General features: G+C 73.8%; 19 protein-coding genes. 3 read left to right on the forward strand and 16 right to left on the reverse strand.

What is annotated here, in order from left to right; all coding sequences use genetic code 11:
- Window positions 1-150: 150 nt before the first annotated feature.
- The 13 genes from ACA361_RS13375 to ACA361_RS13435 all read right to left on the reverse strand — a co-directional run bounded on the left by ACA361_RS13375 (window position 151) and on the right by ACA361_RS13435 (window position 14,446).
- Window positions 151-1,083, reverse strand: coding sequence for a DUF1177 domain-containing protein (locus tag ACA361_RS13375; RefSeq protein ID WP_375012234.1), 933 nt, complete (start codon window positions 1,081-1,083; stop codon window positions 151-153).
- A gap of 126 nt (window positions 1,084-1,209) precedes the next feature.
- Window positions 1,210-1,887 (reverse strand): AroM family protein, encoded by a 678-nt coding sequence (locus ACA361_RS13380; protein ID WP_375012235.1) that lies wholly within the window; start codon window positions 1,885-1,887, stop codon window positions 1,210-1,212.
- Window positions 1,888-1,889: 2 nt separating this feature from the next.
- On the reverse strand, window positions 1,890-3,179 hold the full coding sequence (locus tag ACA361_RS13385; protein ID WP_375012236.1) for an alpha/beta fold hydrolase: 1,290 nt from the start codon (window positions 3,177-3,179) through the stop codon (window positions 1,890-1,892).
- The gene (locus ACA361_RS13390; protein WP_375012237.1) at window positions 3,179-4,270 is read right to left on the reverse strand and encodes a hypothetical protein; all 1,092 of its coding nucleotides are present in this window, start codon (window positions 4,268-4,270) and stop codon (window positions 3,179-3,181) included. The genes ACA361_RS13385 and ACA361_RS13390 overlap by 1 nt, the downstream gene beginning before the upstream one ends.
- Before the next feature lie 6 nt (window positions 4,271-4,276).
- The gene (locus tag ACA361_RS13395) at window positions 4,277-5,932 is read right to left on the reverse strand and encodes an OPT/YSL family transporter (RefSeq protein WP_375012238.1); all 1,656 of its coding nucleotides are present in this window, start codon (window positions 5,930-5,932) and stop codon (window positions 4,277-4,279) included.
- Between the two features lie 12 nt (window positions 5,933-5,944).
- Window positions 5,945-6,715 carry an IclR family transcriptional regulator gene (locus ACA361_RS13400; RefSeq protein ID WP_375012239.1) on the reverse strand — a complete coding sequence of 257 codons (771 nt, stop codon included), beginning with the start codon at window positions 6,713-6,715 and terminating at the stop codon, window positions 5,945-5,947.
- A gap of 133 nt (window positions 6,716-6,848) precedes the next feature.
- A complete protein-coding gene (locus ACA361_RS13405) occupies window positions 6,849-7,526 on the reverse strand; it encodes a hypothetical protein (RefSeq protein WP_375012240.1) in 678 nt (225 codons plus the stop codon).
- A gap of 299 nt (window positions 7,527-7,825) precedes the next feature.
- Window positions 7,826-8,866 carry a formylglycine-generating enzyme family protein gene (locus ACA361_RS13410; protein ID WP_375012241.1) on the reverse strand — a complete coding sequence of 347 codons (1,041 nt, stop codon included), beginning with the start codon at window positions 8,864-8,866 and terminating at the stop codon, window positions 7,826-7,828.
- Window positions 8,863-10,185 carry a radical SAM/SPASM domain-containing protein gene (locus ACA361_RS13415; protein WP_375012242.1) on the reverse strand — a complete coding sequence of 441 codons (1,323 nt, stop codon included), beginning with the start codon at window positions 10,183-10,185 and terminating at the stop codon, window positions 8,863-8,865. Before ACA361_RS13415 ends, ACA361_RS13410 begins: the two co-directional genes overlap by 4 nt.
- Window positions 10,178-10,837 carry a hypothetical protein gene (locus ACA361_RS13420; protein ID WP_375012243.1) on the reverse strand — a complete coding sequence of 220 codons (660 nt, stop codon included), beginning with the start codon at window positions 10,835-10,837 and terminating at the stop codon, window positions 10,178-10,180. Before ACA361_RS13420 ends, ACA361_RS13415 begins: the two co-directional genes overlap by 8 nt.
- Window positions 10,838-10,872: 35 nt before the next feature.
- Complete coding sequence (locus ACA361_RS13425) at window positions 10,873-11,619, reverse strand: hypothetical protein (protein WP_375012244.1); 747 nt, start codon at window positions 11,617-11,619, stop codon at window positions 10,873-10,875.
- 305 nt (window positions 11,620-11,924) lie between these two features.
- A complete protein-coding gene (locus tag ACA361_RS13430; protein WP_375012245.1) occupies window positions 11,925-13,538 on the reverse strand; it encodes an ABC transporter permease in 1,614 nt (537 codons plus the stop codon).
- Complete coding sequence (locus ACA361_RS13435; RefSeq protein ID WP_375012246.1) at window positions 13,535-14,446, reverse strand: ATP-binding cassette domain-containing protein; 912 nt, start codon at window positions 14,444-14,446, stop codon at window positions 13,535-13,537. Before ACA361_RS13435 ends, ACA361_RS13430 begins: the two co-directional genes overlap by 4 nt.
- A 152-nt stretch (window positions 14,447-14,598) precedes the next feature.
- On the opposite strand from ACA361_RS13435, the gene ACA361_RS13440 reads away from it, so the two are divergent.
- Entirely contained in the window at window positions 14,599-15,381 is a 783-nt protein-coding gene (locus ACA361_RS13440; RefSeq protein ID WP_375012247.1) for a TetR family transcriptional regulator, read from the forward strand.
- A 92-nt stretch (window positions 15,382-15,473) separates the two neighbouring features.
- On the opposite strand, the gene ACA361_RS13445 is transcribed toward ACA361_RS13440, so the two are convergent.
- A complete protein-coding gene (locus tag ACA361_RS13445) occupies window positions 15,474-15,893 on the reverse strand; it encodes a hypothetical protein (RefSeq protein ID WP_375012248.1) in 420 nt (139 codons plus the stop codon).
- Window positions 15,894-16,116: 223 nt separating this feature from the next.
- On the opposite strand from ACA361_RS13445, the gene ACA361_RS13450 reads away from it, so the two are divergent.
- Window positions 16,117-17,874 carry a hypothetical protein gene (locus ACA361_RS13450; protein ID WP_375012249.1) on the forward strand — a complete coding sequence of 586 codons (1,758 nt, stop codon included), beginning with the start codon at window positions 16,117-16,119 and terminating at the stop codon, window positions 17,872-17,874.
- A gap of 64 nt (window positions 17,875-17,938) precedes the next feature.
- Here the strand turns inward: ACA361_RS13450 and ACA361_RS13455 are convergent, their stop codons facing one another.
- Both ACA361_RS13455 and ACA361_RS13460 read right to left on the reverse strand, forming a co-directional pair.
- A complete protein-coding gene (locus tag ACA361_RS13455; RefSeq protein ID WP_375012250.1) occupies window positions 17,939-18,295 on the reverse strand; it encodes a roadblock/LC7 domain-containing protein in 357 nt (118 codons plus the stop codon).
- 38 nt (window positions 18,296-18,333) lie between these two features.
- Window positions 18,334-18,699: a hypothetical protein gene (locus ACA361_RS13460; RefSeq protein ID WP_375012251.1), complete on the reverse strand. Its 366-nt coding sequence runs from the start codon at window positions 18,697-18,699 to the stop codon at window positions 18,334-18,336.
- Between the two features lie 146 nt (window positions 18,700-18,845).
- Between ACA361_RS13460 and ACA361_RS13465 the strand changes: the two genes are divergently transcribed.
- Window positions 18,846-19,766: a hypothetical protein gene (locus ACA361_RS13465; RefSeq protein ID WP_375012252.1), complete on the forward strand. Its 921-nt coding sequence runs from the start codon at window positions 18,846-18,848 to the stop codon at window positions 19,764-19,766.
- The last annotated feature ends 17 nt before the right edge of the window (window positions 19,767-19,783 follow it).

The following is a 19,783-nucleotide window of genomic DNA, read 5'->3' on the forward strand; positions in this document are numbered from 1 at the left end:
AGCGTGCTGGGCCACGACGGCTGGGCCGCCGCCGGCCTGCCGCCCATGCGCGGCTGGCGCGAGGCCCTCCACGCGGCCTGGCCCACCCTGCGTTGACTCGTGGCGGGGGCGCCCCCACGCCCCCGCCGCCGGGGGGGCCCCCCTTCTCCGTTACCTGCCCTTGGTCTGGAGGGCGGTCATCGGGCCGTAGAGGTCGACCAGGCGGTCGAACTCGGCGGGGTCGTGGAAGCGCGCGGCGCCGCGGCCGAAGTCCTTGGCGACCTCGACGCAGAAGCGCGCGGCGGCGTCGACGCTGTACAGGTCGGTGGCGCCGGTGGCCGATCCCGCGACGGGCGCGTCCGTGGTGATCGCGACGCCGACGACCGGGGCCTTGGTGGCGGTCGCGGGCTGCAGGATCGAGTTCACGTGGTACACGCCGTTGCCGTACGGGGTGATGTCCTGCATCGACAGCGGCAGCACGACCGGGGACCGGCCGGTGACCCGCTGCTGGACGGCGAGGAGGTCCTCGCTGATCCGCAGGATCCAGCCCTCCTTGACGGTCGGCGAGATCGCGAAGCCGACGTGGTTGACGACCCGGTTGCCCTTGGTGGTGTCGACCGCCAGGATCGCGTCGGCCGTGGCGTCGACCTCGTGGACGTTCATGTCCTCGATCTCGACGGGCGAGTCCATGAACGGGACGGGGTCGTGCGGCTGGGTGGGCGCGTCCGGGCAGATGTGCGTGCCGATCACGACGTCGCCGTCCAGGACGTCGCCGCGCCGCCGCATCTGGGCGAGCTTGGCGGCGACGGTCACGGCGGTGAGGGCGCCGTCCCCGTCGGAGACGAAGCCGATCTGCTCGGGCCTGGCGCCCAGGCCGCCGAGCCGGCCGACGACGCTGAGCGTGGGCGCGTCGCCGCCGGCGGCGCGGCCCCGGGAGCCGGGGATCACCGCGCGGACGAAGTCGGTCTTGCCCTTGTTCCCGGTGACCGGCGTGACGACCGGGTCCTGGACGCCGTGCCGGCGCAGGAACTCGGCGACGGCCTCGCCGTTCACCGCCGGGTCGTCCAGCAGGTCGAACGCCTCCAGCACGTGGGTCCAGCTCATCTATGCGTCTCCTTCTCTAAAGCGTGTACGAGGCCGTCAGCCCTGCGGCGAGCACGGCGTCCACGACCGGGACGCCGTCCCGGTGAACCCCGGGATCGTCGCTGGTGACGACGCGGACGATCCCGATCACCGGTGCACCTCCCCGGCGAGCCGGGCGACGACCGTGCGGGCGAGCAGGACGGGCACGCCCGCCGCCCGCGCCGCGGCCGCGCGCATCTCCTCCGTGTAGCCCATGCAGTCGAGGACGATCCACCGCGCGCCGCCCGCCGCGAGGCCCTCCGCGGCGGCCGCCACGGCGCCGGCCGCACCCCCGGCGTACGGGGTGGCGGCGGCGACGCGGACCTCCCCCGCGACGCCGGCCCATTTCGTCCGGCTCATCCCCTCCTGCTCGGGCAGCGGGCACACGATCCCGACCGCGTCGGCCGGGTCGCACAGGCCCGCGACGCCGTGCGTGAGGAGGCGTTCGGCGAACAGCAGCGGGCGCCGGTGCCGCAGCGGCGGGAACTCCCCCGTGCACACGACCAGCGTGGCGTCCACGCCGCGCTCTTCGAGCCACGCGACGGCCGCCTCGACGCGCCCGATCGTCCGGTCGTGGTCGAGGACGACCGAGGACCCGTCGGCGAGCCGCGTCGTGAGGACGTGCGCGGCGCCCGGGGCCGGGGCCAGCGCGGCGATCTCGCCGCCGCCCAGCCCGTCCAGGGCGCCGCGCTCGATCACCGAGGCCGGTCCCGCGCCCAGGTGGGGCAGCATCTCGGGCACCATGTCGTCGCGCGGCGACTGCCCGATCGTGACCAGTCCCAGCACCGTCAGCTCCCGTCCCGCGCGGCCATGTCCAGGAGCCGGCCGAGCACGGCGGGGCCCTCCTTGAGCCCGTCGTGCTCGTACTCGTTGGTGATCCACGGCGTGAGCCCGCGGACCGCCGCGGCCGTCTCCAGCGAGTACTCGCGCGGGACGAACATGTCGCCGTGGTACACCGCCGCGTACACGGGCACGTCGTTGCTCCGCAACCGGCCGAGGTCGTACAGCAGCGGCCAGTCGGCCTTCTCCGCGAGGAGGTGCGCCGCCTCGCGGAGCGGGACGAGCGCCGGGTCCTCGTCGAAGTGGAACGGGAAGAACATCTCGCCCGTGAACGCGAACGGCACGTCGCCGCTCAGCCCGAACTCCGGCCGCTCCCGGTAGGCGCGCTCGGCCGCCCACCGGGTCGCGCCGCCCTGGGCGTAGATCAGCTCCTGGAAGACCGCGTACAGGGGACGCGGCGCGACGCTCACGGCGTCCTGCACGCCCGCGAGGAACGTGTCGGACAGTTCCGGCCCGTTGGCCCCCGTCACGAACGCCTCCTCAAGGAGGAAGTGCAGGGAGTCGAAGCCGGAACGGGTGCCGAGGCCGAGGCCGAGCGACTGGAAGCGGCGCGGGCTGAGCCGTTCACCGGTCGGCAGCCGCACGTCGCGGTCGCGCAGGTGCTCGGCGATCCGCGCGCACAGCTCGCGGTCGCCGGGGTGGCGGGCGAAGTACGCCTCGTTCTTCTCCAGCGTCCGGTCGAACGTGAGCCTGTAGACGTCCTCGGCCGTGCCGGTGAGCGTCGGCAGCCCGCCGGTGACGAACGACCGCCGCAGGCCCTCGGGGGCCAGCGACAGGTACGTCATCGTGATGAAGCCGCCGTAGCTCTGCCCGAGCGTGGACCACGGCCGGCCGCCGTTGATCTCGTGCCGGAGCGCCTCCGCGTCCCGGACGATCGAGTCCGCGCGGAAGTGCGCCAGGTAGGCGGCCTGCTCGGCGGGGCCGCCGGCGGAGGCGAGCGTCTGCCGGTTGACCGGCGTCGAACGGCCCGTGCCGCGCTGGTCGAGCAGCACGACGCGGTGCTCCTCCAGCGCCCGGCCGATCCAGCCGCCCCGGCCCGGCGGCCGCAGCGCCTTCCCGCCCGGCCCGCCCTGGAGGAACAGCAGCCGGGGCAGGCCGGCGTCCGCCTTGGCCGCGGCCACGACCTCGCGCGCGAACACCTCGATCCGCGGCCCGTCGGGACGGTCGTGGTCGAGCGGGACCTCGATGACGTGGTCGGTGTAGACCAGGCCGTTCTGGCGGAACGTTCCAACGATCATCAGTAGCCCGGGATGCCGAGGCGGTGGCAGATCTCGACCAGCTCCGGATGCACGTACCGGCCCTCGATCTCGATCGCCTCGCCGTCCAGGTGGATGCTCGGGTTGAGCATGCTGCCGTCGGTGTGCGCGGGCGCGATGAACGGGGCGCCGCCGATCCAGGCGCCCTTGGTGCCGAGGCCCAGCTCGACGCAGCCGAAGATGCGCTCGTCCTCGACGATGCGGCCGGTCGGCCGCGTCACGCCGGGGTTGAACCCGAGCGACCAGTGCGCGATCCGGTACATGTTCCGGCCCTGCTCCTCGTCCTCGGCGTTGCGCGCCTGGTCCTCCATCCAGCGGCGGAAGACCGTCGCGTCGGTGCCGTCGCCCTCGATCGAGGTGACGGTGCCCTCGCTGACCTCCATCCGGATGGGGTCGCGGATCAGGCCGAGGTCGTTCGGCGGCCACACCGCGCCGTCGAAGACGAGCACGCCCTCCTGGGTCTCCTCCAGCGGGTTCCAGGAGATCTGGCCGGCCAGCATCACCGTCTCGCCGGGCTTCTCGGCCGGCTTGCCGCGCAGGTTGATCGGCCGGCCGCCGTTGCGTGCGCGCAGGTCGGTGCCCGCCGGGGTGGTGATCCGTACCTCGTCGGCGCTCTCCAGCAGCCGCACCAGCGCCTTGCCGAGGTCGATCGTGCCCTGGAAGTCGACCCGGGCGACGGTGTCGACGAGCATCTGCACGTCCATGCCGGTCAGGTTGGCGTAACGGGTGCCCTGCGCCATCGCCGCGCGGAACGCGTCGGAGTGCATGATGTACGCCAGCGCGTACTCGATCCACACCTGCGAGCGGGCCACCGCGCCCGCGACCGGCCCCGGCGGCTCCATCGCCGAGGACGGCCGGGTCGGGTACCAGACCACCGTCGGGGTCGCCCCGGCCGCCGCCACCGCCTGCGCGGTCAGCTCCACCACCCGGTGGTCGGTGGAGGTGTCACCGGTGATCACCACGTCCTCGCCCGGCTTGACGAGCATGATCTCCTCGACGAGCTTGCGGGCGCCGAGCGCCGCCTCGTACGAGAGGTATTCGGGCCGGGACTCGATCCGGCTGGTGACTTCCATTCAGTGCTATCCCTTCACTACGCGGCTGACATCGGTGAGCGAGCTTCCGGCGATCAGTCCGGAGCCGATCAGGTTGAGCTCCCCGCTCGCCTCCGGCCCGCGGACCCGGCCCCAGATGATCCGGAAGGCCAGCGCGCCGAGCACGAACCAGCAGGCGTACGGGGTGAGGATCAGCAGGCCGGTGGCCAGCAGGACGCCCATCTGGCGCTCCGGGCCGCCGATCAGCTGGATCAGCGCGCCGGGGATCGCCCAGATGAGGATGTTGGTGAGCGTGGAGGTGTCGGTGAGGCCCCCGGCGACGGTGTCGGCGTACACCTTCGACACCGGCGGGATCTCGTTGCCCTCGAAGTACGACCGCCAGGTCAGCGCGACCACGGCGAGCGCGACGCCGAAGCCGACCAGCTGGGCGATGTACTGCTGCTTGCGGCCGGCCTTCTCGACCAGCTTGTACGGGGTGCCGCCCTGGCGCAGGATCCAGCCGGCCTTGAGGTCGTACCCCATGTCGGCGAACGCGGGTCCGGTCGAGGCGACGTAGGCGACGAACAGCGCCAGCGGCACCGTCGGGATCCCGATGACCAGGCCCAGCACCATGAAGATCAGCGTGACGGCGAACGCCGGGAACCAGCCGGAGTGCATCGCGGCCAGGCCGACGATCAGCTGGTGGACGAGGGCCGCGAAGCCGGCCAGCACGCACCAGCCGATCAGCTGGATCACCGACAGCTCGCCGAGGATGCCGCCGGCCAGGCCGACGGTGAGCGCGCCGATGAAGAACAGCACGTACCCCTCGGTCAGCGCCCGGCGCAGCCCGCGCTCGTCGACGGTGCCCTCCATCGCCTCGGGCTGCTCGGCGCCCACGGCGGTCTCGCCCGCGGTCCTGCCCTTCTCCGGCGACCGGCGGAGCAGCAGGATGATCGCCTGAACCAGCGCGATCAGGCCGGCGCCGACCATGAAGCCGTGCGGGATGTACATGTCGTTCAGGTCGACGTCGAACCATTCCTTGCCGTACTGGTTGACGCCCAGCCCGACGCCGAACATGGCCAGCGCCCAGATGTTGCCGATCAGCGCGACACCGGCGGCCGAGAACGGCAGCGCGTGGCCCGCGAGCTTGACGAACGAGCCGAGGAAGCCGACCAGGCCGCCGATGCCGAGGACCACGGCCTTCCGGCCGCCCTCGTCGCCGGCCACGATCGTCTCGGCGGCGGCGACGCCGGGCGGCCAGGTGGACCGGGCCGGGAAGAGCTTGGAGTCGAAGATCCGGTACAGCACCCAGGAGTCGACGAACAGGCCGATCGCCGCGCCCAGCAGCATCGGCCACACCAGGTCGGAGCGGCCCAGGACGAACGGCACCGCGATCGGCACCAGCAGCGAGTTCGCGGCGGCGAACGTCGCGCCGGAGATCGCGCTCTGCACGAGGTTCTGCCGGTGCACCGACCGCATCTCGCGGAGCCTGCGCGCGGGCACCCGCGCGACCAGCATCGCGATCAGCGCGCCGATGACCGAGGTGTTGGCGGAGATGCCGAGCGTGGTCACCAGGTGCAGGCCGATGAACGCGCCGAGCACCGACAGCACGACGGTGAGGATGAGGGTGACCGGCTCGAACGCGCGCGGATGCGACTCCGCGCCGTGCAGCCCGGCCCCCTTCAGCGATGGCGTGATGGACAAGGTGCTTCCTCGCTACTCTTCGGCCCCGCCGTCGAGCAGGCGGCTCAGCGTCTCCGCTGTTCCCCGTACCCGCGAGACGGTGGTGTCGATCTTCTCGGTGACACTCTGGTGCGGGCCGATCACGACCAGCGAGCCGATCACCTGGCCGGCGGCGAACACCGGCGCCGCGACGGAGGTGACGTTCAGGTCGTACTCGCCGTGCGATACCGCGACCCGCTCCGCCCGGATCCGGGCGTACAGCTCGAACAGCTCAGCGGGGTCGACGATCGTCTCGTCGCTGAACCTCTCCAGCGGGCCGGCGCCGAGGAGGCGGCGGGCCTCCTCGTCCGGGTAGAACGCGAAGATCGCGTGCCCGGCGGCGCCGCCGTGCGCCGGGATCGTCTCGCCGACGGTGGCCGAGTAACGCATCGGCCCGTCGGCGTCGATCGCCAGCGCCGTCCGGTACGCGGCGCCGTGCGGAACGTTCAGGATGGCGCTCTCCCCCAGCTCCTGCGCCAGGGCGGTGAGCAGCGGCCGCGCGGCCGCCTCCAGGGACCCGCCCCGCTCGGCGGACCGGGCGAGCACGCCGATCGTGGCGCCGAGCCGGTACCGGCGGGTCTGCGGGTCGGCCAGGACGAAGCCGCGGTGCGCGAGCGTCGTCAGCAGCCGGTGCGTGACGGCCTTGTCCAGCTCCAGCTCGCGGGCCAGCTCGCTGACCCCCCACTCGGACCGGCGCCGGAACGCCAGCAGCACGAGCAGGCCCCGATCCAGCGTCTTGGCCGTACCGCGACCCGGCTCGCCCACGAGACCACCCCTCACGTTGCGATAATCGCAACACCGTTGCAAATTCTGAGCCGAGAATATCCCCCGTCATCCGAAATCGGTCAACCCTTACGGGCAAGGAAACCTGTTTTTTACACAGTCGACCTGCGGGACCTCAGCGCAGCAGCAGCGCCCGGCGCCCCGAGACCGGGTCCTCGGCGAGCAGCACGAACCTCGCCAGCACGGCCAGCGCGAGCAGGCACGCCCCCATCTCCAGGCCCTCCTCGACGCTCGTCCCGACCGCGTAGACGGCGTCCGCCCCCTGCCGCCGCGCCCACCCGTTGAACGCCTCGACAACGAGCGCCCCCGCCAGGTACGCCGCCAGCGCGCCGAGCATCCCGTACCGCAGATCACCGGGCAGGCGCCGCGCCCACAGCACCGCGCCGGCCACGCCGGCGGCCGCGCCCAGCGCCCCCGGCAGCACCCAGGCGTACGTCGGCAGGGCGATCCCGAGCCCGGCCGCCCACTCCCGACCCGGCCCGGCGAGCCGCTCGTGCACCTGCGCGGTCTCGTCGACGCTCAGCCAGGCCGCGGCCGCCGCGAGCGCCAGCCACGCGGCCCGCCCCGGCCGCGCGCCCCGGCCACTGAGACCCGCCGCGAGCAGCGCCGTCCCCGCCACCGAGAGCAGCAGCGCGCCGTTCCACCAGGTCGCCAGGTTGCCTTCCGCGCCGACGTTGAAGACCAGCCGGAGCGCCGGGACGGGCCGCACGTACTCGTGGTAGCTCCGGACCGCGAGATCCACGGCGACCAGGCACCCGGTGGCGGCGGCCGCGAGCGCCAGCGCCTTCCACACGCCCCGATGCTGCCGCACCGCCGGATACGCCGCCCCCGCCCGCAAGACGGAAATCTGCTGATCTGTCATGGCGCGCGAACCTAGGCCCGCGGCATGAGGACGCCCCGCCTCCAGACGCCGAGCACGCCCGCTCCCACCGACGGAACCGCACATCCGCGCCGCTAACGCGACCGCCCAGATGAAGCTTCTCTAATCCACCCTTAATCCACCCGCCCGCCACCCGCCCGGCGCCACCCCGCACGTTGACTCGTGGCGTGTCCGCCTCCGGCGGCCCCGCGGAAGGCGGGACACGCCACGAGTCAACACGGCGGGCGGCGGGCGGGGACGCGGCAGAGGCGGAAGCCGACGTTGGGGGTCTGGCGCCAGGTCGGGTCGCCGCTCCGGTGGTCGGTGGAGGTCGGGCGCGACATCCGGAACGAGACGGTGACGGCCTCGGCGCAGTCGGCCCAGGAGCCGCCGCGCAGCACCCGTTCGGGACCGGTGTCCGGGCCCGCCGGGTCGGCCTCGGGCGAGTGCCGGTAGTACTCGGCGTCGTAGCGGTCGGCCGTCCACTCCCAGACACAGCCCGCCATCGCGTACAGGCCGTACCCGTTGGGCGGCTTCTCCCGTACGGGCCGGATCGAGAACTCGTCGAAGCGGCCGAAGTCGCAGCGCTCAGGGGTCGGCGGCTCGTCGCCCCAGGGGTACCGGCGGCCGGGCAGCCCGCCGCGCGCGGCCCGTTCCCACTCGGCCTCGGTGGGCAGGCGGTAGCGGACCTCGGCGGTGGACAGCCTCTCGCCGAGGGCCACGGCGTCGTCCCAGGAGACGCTGACCATGGGCTTGCGCTCGTACCCCCAGGGATCGTCCGACTCCCGGGGCGGTTGGCCGAAGAAGCCGTGCCTCTCCTCCGCGGGCACGTGGGCATGCCAGTCGAGGGCGCGGGTGGTGGCGTCCTCGCAGTACTGGAGGCGGATCTTCAGCGAGTTGACGAGGCCGAAGTCGTTCGCGGGCGGCTCCTCCGGCATTCCCTTCGGGGGCGGGGACCAGCCCATGAGGGCGCAGTACGCCGACCAGCCGACCGGGGCGTCGGTGATCCAGTAGTCGCCGAGCCGGACGGGATGGACGGGGCGCTCGTCCGGGTCGCCGGTCTCCGAGCCCATCAGGAACGTCCCGGCCGGGACGTAGCGGAACGCCAGCCCGTGCTCGGTGATCGCCAGCCGGTCGAGGAGGGCCGCGCGGGCGGCGGCCACGTCCGCGTCGCCGGGATCGAGGGCGTACGCCCGGTCGTACTCCGCCGCGGCCGCGCGCAGGTCGCCCGCGTCCTCCAGCTCGCGGGCGGTACGGGCCGGGTCGCCGCTCACCGGCCGCACCCGCCGGCGTTGACGTCCAGGATGACCAGCGGGTTCCGGTCGCCGATCCCGGCGTGCTCGGTGATCCACGGGTCGGGCGCGTTGACCGAGCCGTTGAACGCCTGCGCGCGGGCCCGGCAGCCGCCCGCGAAGACGGCGCCGCCGGTCGGGTCGTCGGACGGCAGCGACCGGATCTCCCGGAAGCGCCGGCTGCGATGCCAGATCTCCGCGAGCGGCCGGTCCCGCACGTTCGCCGCCACGAACTCCGGGCCCAGGAAGCTGCACGGGTTGACCTCGCCGGACACCGAGATCGAGCAGACCGAGTTGCCCGCGCCGCAGCCGTGGTTCTTCTGCACGACCGACTGCGTCTCCCGGCGGGCGCGCGGGCTGAACGGGTCGATGTGGTGCAGCTCGACCGGCGCGTTCGCCTCCATCGAGGCCAGCTGGTTCAGCGCGGTGCTGTACTCGGCGAACGTCGGCATCAGCTCCCGGTGCCGTTCGGCGACGCCCACCGGGTACAGCGGCCGGAACACGGCGGTGTCGGCGCCGACCTCGTGCGCCAGCCGGGCGCAGTCCTCGATCTCGGCGAGGTTGCTCCGCATGATCGTGAACGCGAGCGTGAAGCGGGAGTGCTCGCGCAGCACCGCGAGCCGGTCCATGACCCTGTCGAACGTGCCCGCGCCGCGGACCCGGTCGTTCACCTCGGCGGTGGCGCCCTCCAGGCTGACGTTCAGCCAGACCAGCTCGCGCTCGCCGAACGCCCGCGCGATCTCCTCGGTGATCAGCAGCCCGTTGGTGGTGACGCACGGCGCGAGGCCGTGCTCCAGCGCCAGGTCGATGATCTGGAAGAGGTCCTTGCGCAGCAGCGGCTCGCCGCCGGTGAGGCCGAGCCGGAAGCTGCCGAGCGCGGCCATCTCGCCGAACAGCCGGTCGATCTCGGCCAGGCCCAGCCGCTTCTCCCGGCGCGGCAGGTCGCCCGCGAAGCAGTGGGTGCAGCCGAGGTTGCAGGCGGCCACGACCTCCAGGTGCACGGCCAGCGGCCCGGTCAGATGGTCGGCGGGCACCTCGACGTCGTGCAGGACGGTCCCGGCGAACCGGCCGTCCACCGTGAAGAAGCCCATGTCATAGAAGTGCTCGTAGAAGCGGACGAGCCGGTCGGCCTCGCCGTCGTCGGCGACGCCCGCGAGCACCCGGTCGATCGGGACGTCCCGCAGCCGGATGAGCAGGGCGGTGGTCTCCGCGTCGAACGGCAGGTAGCGCGAGGTGCGGCGGTCGAAGACGAGGCAGCCGAAGTACTGCGGGACCAGGACGAGCGGGGCGCGTTCAGGCATCGCCGCCCTCCCCGGTCCGGGTCTCGGGGCCGGTCAGCTCGAACTCCGTGCGGATCCAGGCGCGGGTGCCGCCCTCGATGCCGAGGGGCGCGGCGCCCAGCCGCTCCAGCCACTCGAACCGGTACCTGTCCATGTCGCGCTTCGGGTCCTCCGGCGGGCGCCGCTCCTCCCGCAGGTCCATCGGCGGCCAGCCCGCGTCGTCGAAGCCGGGGCGCGTCCAGGAGGCGTCCGCGGGCTCGTCGAGGGTGTACGTCCAGGAGGCGTCCGCGACGGTCAGCAGCGAGAACGGCGCCTCCCGCGGCCCCCGGGCGTTCACGGGCCCCCGCTCCTTCGGCGGCGGGTACAGCGCGGCGAAGCTCAGCACGGTGTACGCCGGATCGGTGCCGGTGACCGTGAAGCTCAGGACGTGCTTCCCGAACGGCACCAGCGGCCGCGCCGACGGCAGCGGCGCGCCGTCCAGCCGGATCTCGCACTCGCCGTTCACGTACATGTTCATGTGGAGGGGGATGCCGGCGCGCGGATCGCGCCACCGGAGCACGACCCCGCCGCATCCGGCGGGGATCTCGCAGTGGCCGTACTCTTCGAGGACGTACAGCGGTGAGGTCTTTGAGTAGCGGGCCAGCGAATTCAGCTTGAGCTCGCGTTCGTCCACCCGCCCACCCTAACGGCCGCGGAACGGGCGGATGATCAGGCTGATTCGGTGCGCAGGAGGCGCAGGAACGCCTTGATCCCGGAGATCACCTCCTGGTTGTCGGTCAGCTGGGAGACGGTGTCCTCGAAGCGGCGGCCGAGGGCGTCGATCCGGCGCTCCAGTTCGCGGGTCCCCTGGGACGCGGTGATGTCCACGGCCTCCAAGCGGTGCTCCAGGGTGCGGTCGGCCTCGTGGAGCTGCTCGGCCGCCAGGCGCATCGCTTCGAGGCGGCCTTCGGCGAACTCCAGCCGGGTGCGCAGCGCGAGGACGTCGTCGCGGGGGTGCCGCGCCTCGTGGTCCATGGTGCGCAGCCGGTCGCGGAGGTGGGCGAACCAGGCGTGCGACGGCCGGAAGAGCGTGCTGAGCAGGTAGAAGCCGGCGAAGTAGTAGCCGGTCGACTCGCCGGAGAAGTAGGTGACCGCGGCGACGGCCGCGGCGGTGACCAGGTGCGCGCCGATCGCGGCCGTCCGGGCGCGGGAGGCGATCCGCCGCGCCTCGGCCTCGTGGCCGTCCGGGATCTCCAGGCCGCGGTCCCTGCTGGTGCGGATGTCCTGGAGCACCCGGCGGGCGCGGAAGTGCACGTTCCACGGAACGGTCAGCAGGAGCAGCAGCCACGCGAGCCCGAGCCCCACGGCGGCGACCGAGAGCAGCACCGCGGCCGGGACGTCGGTCACGACGACGAGCGCGGCCGCGCCCACGGCGGCCGCGGCGAGCAGGGCGAAGGCGAGCAGGTCACGGAACATCGGCGGTTTCCTGTCGGAGGGGACGGGTGCGTCCCATCGTCGGGTCCGGCCCGGTGCCGCCGGATGGGTTCGGCTACTCGGTTCGGCGTGAGTACGGGGTGAGTAGCCGTTCGGCGGCGAGGCGCTCCTTGGGCCCGCCCCATCGAGGGCCCCCGCCGCGCCGACCGAGGCACCTGCGCGGTCTCCTCCTGGGTACGACCGGCCCGCCGGCCGCCGTGTTGACTCGTGGCGTGTCCATCTTCCGCGCGCCCGCCGGGGGGTGGACACGCCACGAGTCAACGGGGGCCGGCCTGCGCGGGCCTGTTTCAGAAGGCCAGGTCTCGCCTGCGGAAGGTGGTCAGGCCGGCCGCCGCCAGGACTACCGCGGCGGCGGTGAGGGCGGCGATCGGGAGGAGGGCCGGGTCGGCGGCCGGAAGCGCCGGGGTGTGGCTGAACGGCGAGAGGTTCGTGACCCACTGCGGGAGCTCCAGGATCGGGCCGAGCTGGCCGATCAGCAGGCAGAGCCCGAGGGCCGCCCAGGAGATCGCGGCCGAGCGGTGCGGCAGCAGCCCGATCATCGCCACGACGAAACCCGCCAGGGACAGCGTCGCGGGCAGCTGGACGAGGGCGGCCCCGGTCAGGGCCCCGACGCGGTCCGGGGAACCGGCCGCCGCCGCGTACGCCAGGCCGTTCGCCAGCCCGGTGACCAGCAGGACCGCGGCGGTGCCGAGCACGGCGCAGGTGATGTGGGCGAGCATCCAGCGGTGGCGGCTCACGGCGCCGGCCAGCACCGACTCCAGCGGCCCGGTCTCCTCGGCGCGCATCCGCAGCAGCGCCTGGACGGTGTACCCCGCGATGATCACGCCGGTGAGTCCCATCATGGCGGCGAAGAACGCGTCGACCAGGTCCCCGCTGCCGCCCAGGCGGCCGACGACGTCCGCCAGTTCGGCGCTGCTGCCCAGCACCTCCTCGGCCTCGGCGCCGACCGCGCCCAGGGCCAGGCCCATGACCAGCATCCCGGCCGCCCAGCCGTACAGGACCCCGCGCTGCAGCCGCCACGCCAGGCCGAGCGGGCTCAGCAGGGCGCGGGCGGCGGTGGCCGGGCCGCGGCGGACCGGCAGCATGCCGGTGCCCACGTCGCGGTGGTCGGTGAGCGCGAACGCGGTCCGTACCAGGACGGCCAGGAGCACGGCCTGCATGGCCAGCGGCCACAGGTCGTCGGCGGCGAACGGCCGCACCCGCTGCGCCCAGCCGATCGGCGACAGCCAGGACGGCCACAGGCTGGTGACGGTGCCGTTCTCCACCGGCGCGAGCCCGTCGCCGGCGGCGCGCAGCAGGAACGCCAGGCCGAGGACGGCGGCCGCGGTGCCGCCGGCGGCGCGGGCGCTCTCGGCGATCTGCGCGGTCACGGCCGCGACGCCCGCGAACACCGCGCCGGTCGACCCGACGGCCGCGCCGAGGACGAGCGATCCGGCGAGCGGGACGCCCGCCGCAGCCGTACCGGCGGCGAGCAGGACCGCCAGCAGCACGTCGGCGCCCAGCGTGACCAGGAGGGCCGCGGTCAGGCCCGCGTGCCGGCCGACGACGGCGGAGCCGATCATCTCGGCGCGGCCGGTCTCCTCGTTCTGCCGGGTGTGCCGGACGACCGCGAAGACGCTCATCAGCGCGGCGAGCACGGCGAGGATGCTGAACGTCTCGGCGACGACGATGCCGCCCACGCTCGCCTCGGGGATGATGCCGTTGAAGACGCGGGAGACGGCGCTGGTGATGTTCGTCCGCGCGTACGCCGCCTGCTCGCTCTCGCTCTTGTAGAGGCCGGCGACGCTGGACGCGGACACGCCCGCGACCGCCGTCAGCCCGAGCAGCCACAGCGGCAGCCGGACGCGGTCGCGGCGCAGCGCCAGCCGGGCCAGCCGGAGCGTTCCGGTGAACGTGCTCATCGCGCCGCCTCCACCGGCTCGCGGCCCGGCTCCCCGTAGTGGCGCATGAACAGCTCCTCCAGCGTCGGCGGATTGCTGGTCAGCGCGCGGACGCCGAACCCGGCCAGGTGCCGGTGCACCTCCGCCATCGCCGCCGCCTCCACCTCGAAGCTCGCCGCGGTGCCGTCGGTGCTCAGGCCGTGGACGCCGGGCAGCCCGTCCAGCCCGGTGACGGGGCGCTCGGTCTCGACCGTCACCGCGGTACGGGTCAGGTGGCGCAGCTCGTCCAGCGTGCCGGACTCGACCGTGTAGCCGTCCCGGATGATCGAGACGCGGTCGCAGAGCTTCTCCACCTCGGCGAGGATGTGGCTGGACAGCAGCACCGTGCCGCCCTTCTCCCTGGCCTCGGCGACGCAGTCCTGGAAGACCGACTCCATCAGCGGGTCGAGGCCGGAGGTGGGCTCGTCCAGGACGTACAGCTCCACGTCGGACGCGAACGCCGCCACCAGCGCGACCTTCTGCCGGTTGCCCTTGGAGTAGGTGCGGCACCGCTTCGTCGGGTCGAGCCGGAAGCGGTCGAGGAGCTCGTCGCGGCGGGCGCGGTCGAGGCCGCCGCGCAGCGCGCCGAGCAGGTCGATCGCCTCGCCGCCGGACAGGTTGCCCCAGAGGTTGACCTCGCCCGGCACGTACGCCAGGTGCCGGTGCAGCGCCACGGCGTCCTTCCAGGGGTCGCCGCCGAGCAGCCTGACCGTGCCGGAGTCGCGGCGCAGCAGCCCCAGCAGGACCCGGATCGTGGTGGACTTGCCGGCGCCGTTCGGGCCGAGGAAGCCGTGCACCTCGCCGGTGCGGACGGTGAGGTCCAGCCGGTCGAGCGCCCGGACGTCGCCGAAGCTCTTGCTCAGATCGATGATGCGGATCGCGTCGGACATGGCGGTGGTCCCCGTCGCCCTTCTCGCTCGTCCCCTGGCCTTCCCCGGGAGGCCCCGGTCCTGACCGTCGGTCAGGACCTCGATCGTAGGACATGTCCGTCGCGCCGCCAAGGGCCCCCGGCCCCGCGGCCCGGCCGGTCTAGGCTGGACGGGTGGACGACAAGAGGTCCCCGGACACCCGCGCCCGCATCCTGGAGACGGCCCTGGACCTGTTCTCCGAGCGCGGCTACCAGGACAGTTCGATGCAGGAGATCGCGCTCCGGCTGGAGATCACGAAGGCCACCGTCTTCTACCACTTCCCGTCCAAGGCGCTGCTGCTGGCGACGCTGTGCGAGCCGCTGGCCGAGGAGCTGGAGGAGGTCGTCGGGAAGGCCGCGGCGCTGGACGACCTGGTGGCGACCCGCCGCCACCTGATCGAGGGGATGCTGGACGTCTACATCCGGCACCGCCGGGTGCTGCGCCTCCTGCTGCAGGACCTGACGCTGATCGCGCACGAGCACGCGTTCGCCAAGATGGTGAAGGTCGTCCAGCGGATGCACCAGGTGTTCGCGGGGCCGTCCGAGGACGTCAGCGTCCGGGTGCGGGCCGTGCAGATCTTCGCGATGCTGAGCGACCCGGTGATGTTCTTCGACGAGCTGCCGGCCGAGCGGCTGCGCGCGGAGATCCTGGCCGGGGTGTGGACGCTGCTCGACGATCCGTACACGTCGGGCCTGGTCACGCGGGAGGAGGCCGGCCTCGGCGGCGGCGACGGCCGTCCCGGCGGCCGCGCGCCCCGGCGGGCCGGCCGGCCGAGAGTGATGGACGAGGCGAAGGCGGCCCGGGCCCGGCGCATGTACGCCGAGGGCACCCACAGCGTCGGCGCGATCGCCGAGCACCTGGGCGTGTCCCGGGCCACCGTGTACCGCCACCTTCAGGACGGGCCCCGATCGCCCTGAGTTTCGCGACACTTATGAGACACTTTATTGAGACGGATTCTGCGACAGCCGTCCCGCGCGCCCGCCCGCCCCGTGCCGCGACGGGCCGGCGCTCAGACCGGTGAGGCCGCCGGGGGCTGGGCCGAGTGCCGCTCGGGCGCGCGCCGGACCGTGAAGAACCCGACCAGCGCGGCCAGCGCGGCGATGCCCTCGCCCACCAGGCTGATCGTCTTCTCCCCGTACCAGGCCGGATCGTGCATCTTCGGGATCGGCCCGATCTGCCCGGGGTCGACGAAGTAGTAGAGCAGGAGCGCCCCGACGGCGCTCGCGGCGACCAGGAAGGCCACCGCGTACGTCCACCGGCGCGCCCAGCACAGCACCAGCAGGCCCGCGGCCGCCGCCACGACCGCCTGCGCCCGGAACAGGTCGTCCCCGGCGATGGTCCCCGGCGCGGCGCCGCCACCGGGTGCCATGTCGGGCGCGAACCGCCAGTGGACGATCGCGTCGGCCGCCAGCCCGGCGGCCACGAGCACACGAAGCAGAATCCCCATACCCCTTGCACGGACGCGCGCCCCGAACGGATCAAAACGGCCGCGAGAAAGCATGGAGGATCCGCGAGCGCGGCGAGCGGCCCCGCTCGACGAGGACCGGCTCGAGAAGCTCCCTCATGACGCTCTCCTGAGAGCCGGGACGCCGCACCGGCAGTGCGTCCGACGCCACAGACGGAACGGGCCGCGCAGCCGCATCCTGAAACGGATGCGGAATCTGACACGGCGGGAACGCGAGCTGCGCGAGGCGTTCCAGGACGGCCGCCGGCTCGTCCTCGGGGCCGAGAACGCCGAGCACGGGTCCAGCTGGGGCCCCGACCGCGTGATCAGGGCCGAAGTGATCAGGGAGCTGCTGACCGCGACGCCGGCCGCGCGCGGCGGCGGAGTGCCCGCGGTACGGCTCGTCGGCGCGCGGGTCACGGGCCGGCTCGACCTGAGGTTCGCGACCGTCGCGCATCCGCTGAGCCTGCGGTCCTGCTACTTCGACTCCAAGCTCGACCTGCACGGCGTCCGCTGCCGCGAGATCGACCTGACCGGCTCGCACCTGCCCGGCGGGCTGCGGCTGTCGACGGCCGAGATCGACGGGCATCTGCTGCTCAAGGACGCCTGGATCGACAGGTCCGTGCGGATGATCGCCACGCATGTGGCGGGCGCGCTGTTCATGAACGGCGCGCGGCTGAGCGGCGGCCGGACGCGGTCGACCGAGCCGGCGTTCGAGGCCGACATGCTCCGCCTGGACGCCGACATGCTGTGCAAGGACGGCTTCCGGGCCCGCGGTGAGGTGCGGCTGCCCGGGGCGACGATCGGCGACACGATCCGCTTCGACGGCGCGCGGCTCCGGAACGGCGACGGCTGCGCCCTCAACCTCGCCCGCGTCACGGTCGGCGGCGACCTGCTCGGGCAGGGGTCGTTCGACGTGAAGGGCGAGGTCGACCTCGAAGGCGCGCAGGTCCAGGGACGCCTGTGCCTGGAGGGCGCCCGGATCCGGCGCCGCCGCGGGCACGCCCTGGCCGCCGACCGGGTGGTCGTGCGCGGCGAGCTGCGGCTGGCGCGGCTCCGCGCCGAAGGCGGGGTACGGCTCCTCAACGCCCAGGTCAGCGGTCCGGTCAACCTCGACATGGCCGACATCAGGAACCCGGGCGGGGTGGCCGTCCACGCCAGCGGCATCACGGCCGACGGGATGTACTGCCGCACGGGCTTCACCACGGAGGGCGAGATCCGGCTCTCCGGCGCGCGCATCACCGGGCCGCTCGACTTCCGCGGCGCGGTCCTGGACGACGGCGGCGGGCTGAGCCTCGGCTGCTGGTACGTGCGCGCCCGCGAGCTGATCCTGCTGCTCGACAGGCGGGTGAACGGCCGCGTCGACCTGCGCTACGCCGAACTGGGCCTGTTCAACTACTCCCCCAGGGCGCTGCCCGCCGAGCTGCGGCTGGACGGGCTCGCGTACAACGCGATCGCGCCCGCCGGGCAGGTCCGCGACGGCCTCGGCCTGCTCGCCCTCGAACCCTTCGGGTTCCGCCCCCAGCCGTACGAGCAGCTCGCGCGGACGTACCGGGCGATGGGGCACGACGCGTACGCCCGCGAGGTCCTGCTCGCCAAGGAGCGGCGCCGCCGGTCCGGGCTGCCCCGCCCGGCGCGGCTGTGGGGCCACCTCCAGGACGCCGTCATCGGCTACGGCTACAAGCCCGTCCGCGCCGCGGCCTGGCTCGCCGCCCTGGTCATCGTCGGCACGGTCCTGTTCCAGGCGTCGCCGCCCCGCGCGGTGGACCCGAACCGGGCGCCGGCGTTCAGCGCGTTCGTCTACACGATCGACCTGATGGTGCCGGTCATCGACTTCGGCCAGCGCAAGGCGTACCTGTCCCCCAGCGGCTGGCAGCAGGCCGTCACCTACGGCCTCGTCGCCCTCGGCTGGATCCTCGCCACGACCATCGCCGCCGGCCTGACCCGCGCCCTGAGGCGCCAGTGACGCCCCCGGGACGAGCCGGCCGGGGCCGCCGAGCAGGTCGACGGGCGCGGCCGGCCCGTGCGGCTCAGAGGGCGCCGAGCCGGGTGACGGCCGGGCGGGATTCGAGGTGGAGGCGGGCGATGTCGAGCCCCTCGTCGCCCAGCACCACCAGGAGCCTGCCGGCGGAGACCGCGTAGACGACGATGTGCCCGCGCTGGCAGCGGGTCACGACCTCGCGCAGCTCGCCCATGCCGACCTCGTTCCCGGTGCTCTTGCCGAGCCCCAGCGCCGCGGCGGCGAGCGCGGCCAGGACGTCCGGGCGCACCTCGGCGGTGTCGGACGCGATCAGCATCCCGTCGACCGTCGCGACCGCGCTGTCGGTCACCCCCGTGACCTTGTCGCGCAGCGCGTGGAGCTCCGCGAGCACCGCTTCCCTGCTCATCCCCGATCTCTTCCTTCTCTTCGCCGGCCGCGGCTTTCCTAGAGGGCCAGATGGGCGTCGACGTTGCGGAGCGTGTGCCGCGCGAGCGCGAGATTCGAGCGGGAACGGTCCAGCGCGAGATACAGGAACAGCCGGCTCGCCCCCCGGTCGAGCAGCCTGATCAGGTGGTACTGCCGCTCCAGCGTGATCAGCACGTCCTCGATGGAGTCCTCGATCCGCAGCGCCTCCAGCGCCCGCGCCTTGGCCCGCAGCACCTCGGTGTTCGCCGCCGCGGCGATCTCCAGGTCGAGCTCGCGGCCGCCCCCGACCGAGCCGAGCGACATGCCGCTCTCGTAGTCGACCAGCGCGGCCCCGATCGCCCCGTCGATGGTCATGGCCTCGCTGAGCGCAGCTTCGATGTTCACCCGGACCCTCTCGCCATGATGGGTACGCCCGCGTTCCCCGGAATCCCAATGCGGACGATCTTGCTGATCAGGGTCAACATACCGGTACAACTAAGGGCGACGGAACGCTGACCATCGGCCCCCCGGCCCCGGTTTGGACGGACGACGTGACCGCACCTTCCCCGCCCCCGGCCTCCCCCGCCGCGGCGCCGTCCGGGCGCACGGGCGTACTCGACTCGGCGCTGCTGCGGCGCGGCCAGGAACGCTTCACCGGAACGCTCCTGATCGAGGGCGGGCAGAACGGGACCGTCACGATGCGGGACGGCCTGGTCGTGGCGGCCGGCACGCCCGCCGCGCCCGGCCCCGAATCGCTGCTGCTGCGGTCCGGGCGGATCTCCGAGGCGGACTGGACGGCCGCGTTCGACGCCGCCGCCCCGCGCGGCCGCCTGCCCGCCGAACTCGTCGAGCGCGGCCTGCTCGGCGACGCGGGGCTCCAGGTCCTGACCCAGGTCGCCGTCGTGGACGCCGCCTTCGCGATGGCCCTGTGCGGCGTGCGCACCTGCACCGCCCGCCCGGACACCGGCCCCGGCGGCGGCACGCCCGGTCCGGTGCTGCCGGCCGAGCCGGGCCTGGACACCGGCCGCCTCGTACGCGAGATCGCCCGGCGGCTGGGCGCGGCCGTCCACTGGCGGGACCTCGGCGTGGAGATCCACACGCGCCCGCACCCGGCGGCCGAACCCGGGGCCCCGTCCGCGGACGCGCCCGTGGAGCAGGGCGGGCCGCGAGGCGCCGTGCTGGCCAAGGTCAACGGGCGCCGCACCGCACGCGACATCGCCTTCACCCTGGGCCGCGGCCTCTACCCGGTGATGGCCGACCTGGCGACGCTCGCGGAGGACGGCCTGATCCGCTACGGGACCCCGCGGGCCGCCGCCTCCCTCACCCTGGCCGGACACCTCGTACCGGAGCCGGAAGAGGCCCCGCCGCCGGAAGCGGAGCCGACGCCAGGAGGGCTGCCGCGGCGGCTCCGCGGTACGAGCGGCATCCACCTCGTCCTGCCCTGGAACGGCGACGAGGCGGCCCGCCCCTAGAGGCCGGCCGCTCCGGC

The organism is Actinomadura sp. 21ATH (genome assembly GCF_041951345.1).
Lineage (GTDB): Bacteria > Actinomycetota > Actinomycetes > Streptosporangiales > Streptosporangiaceae > Spirillospora.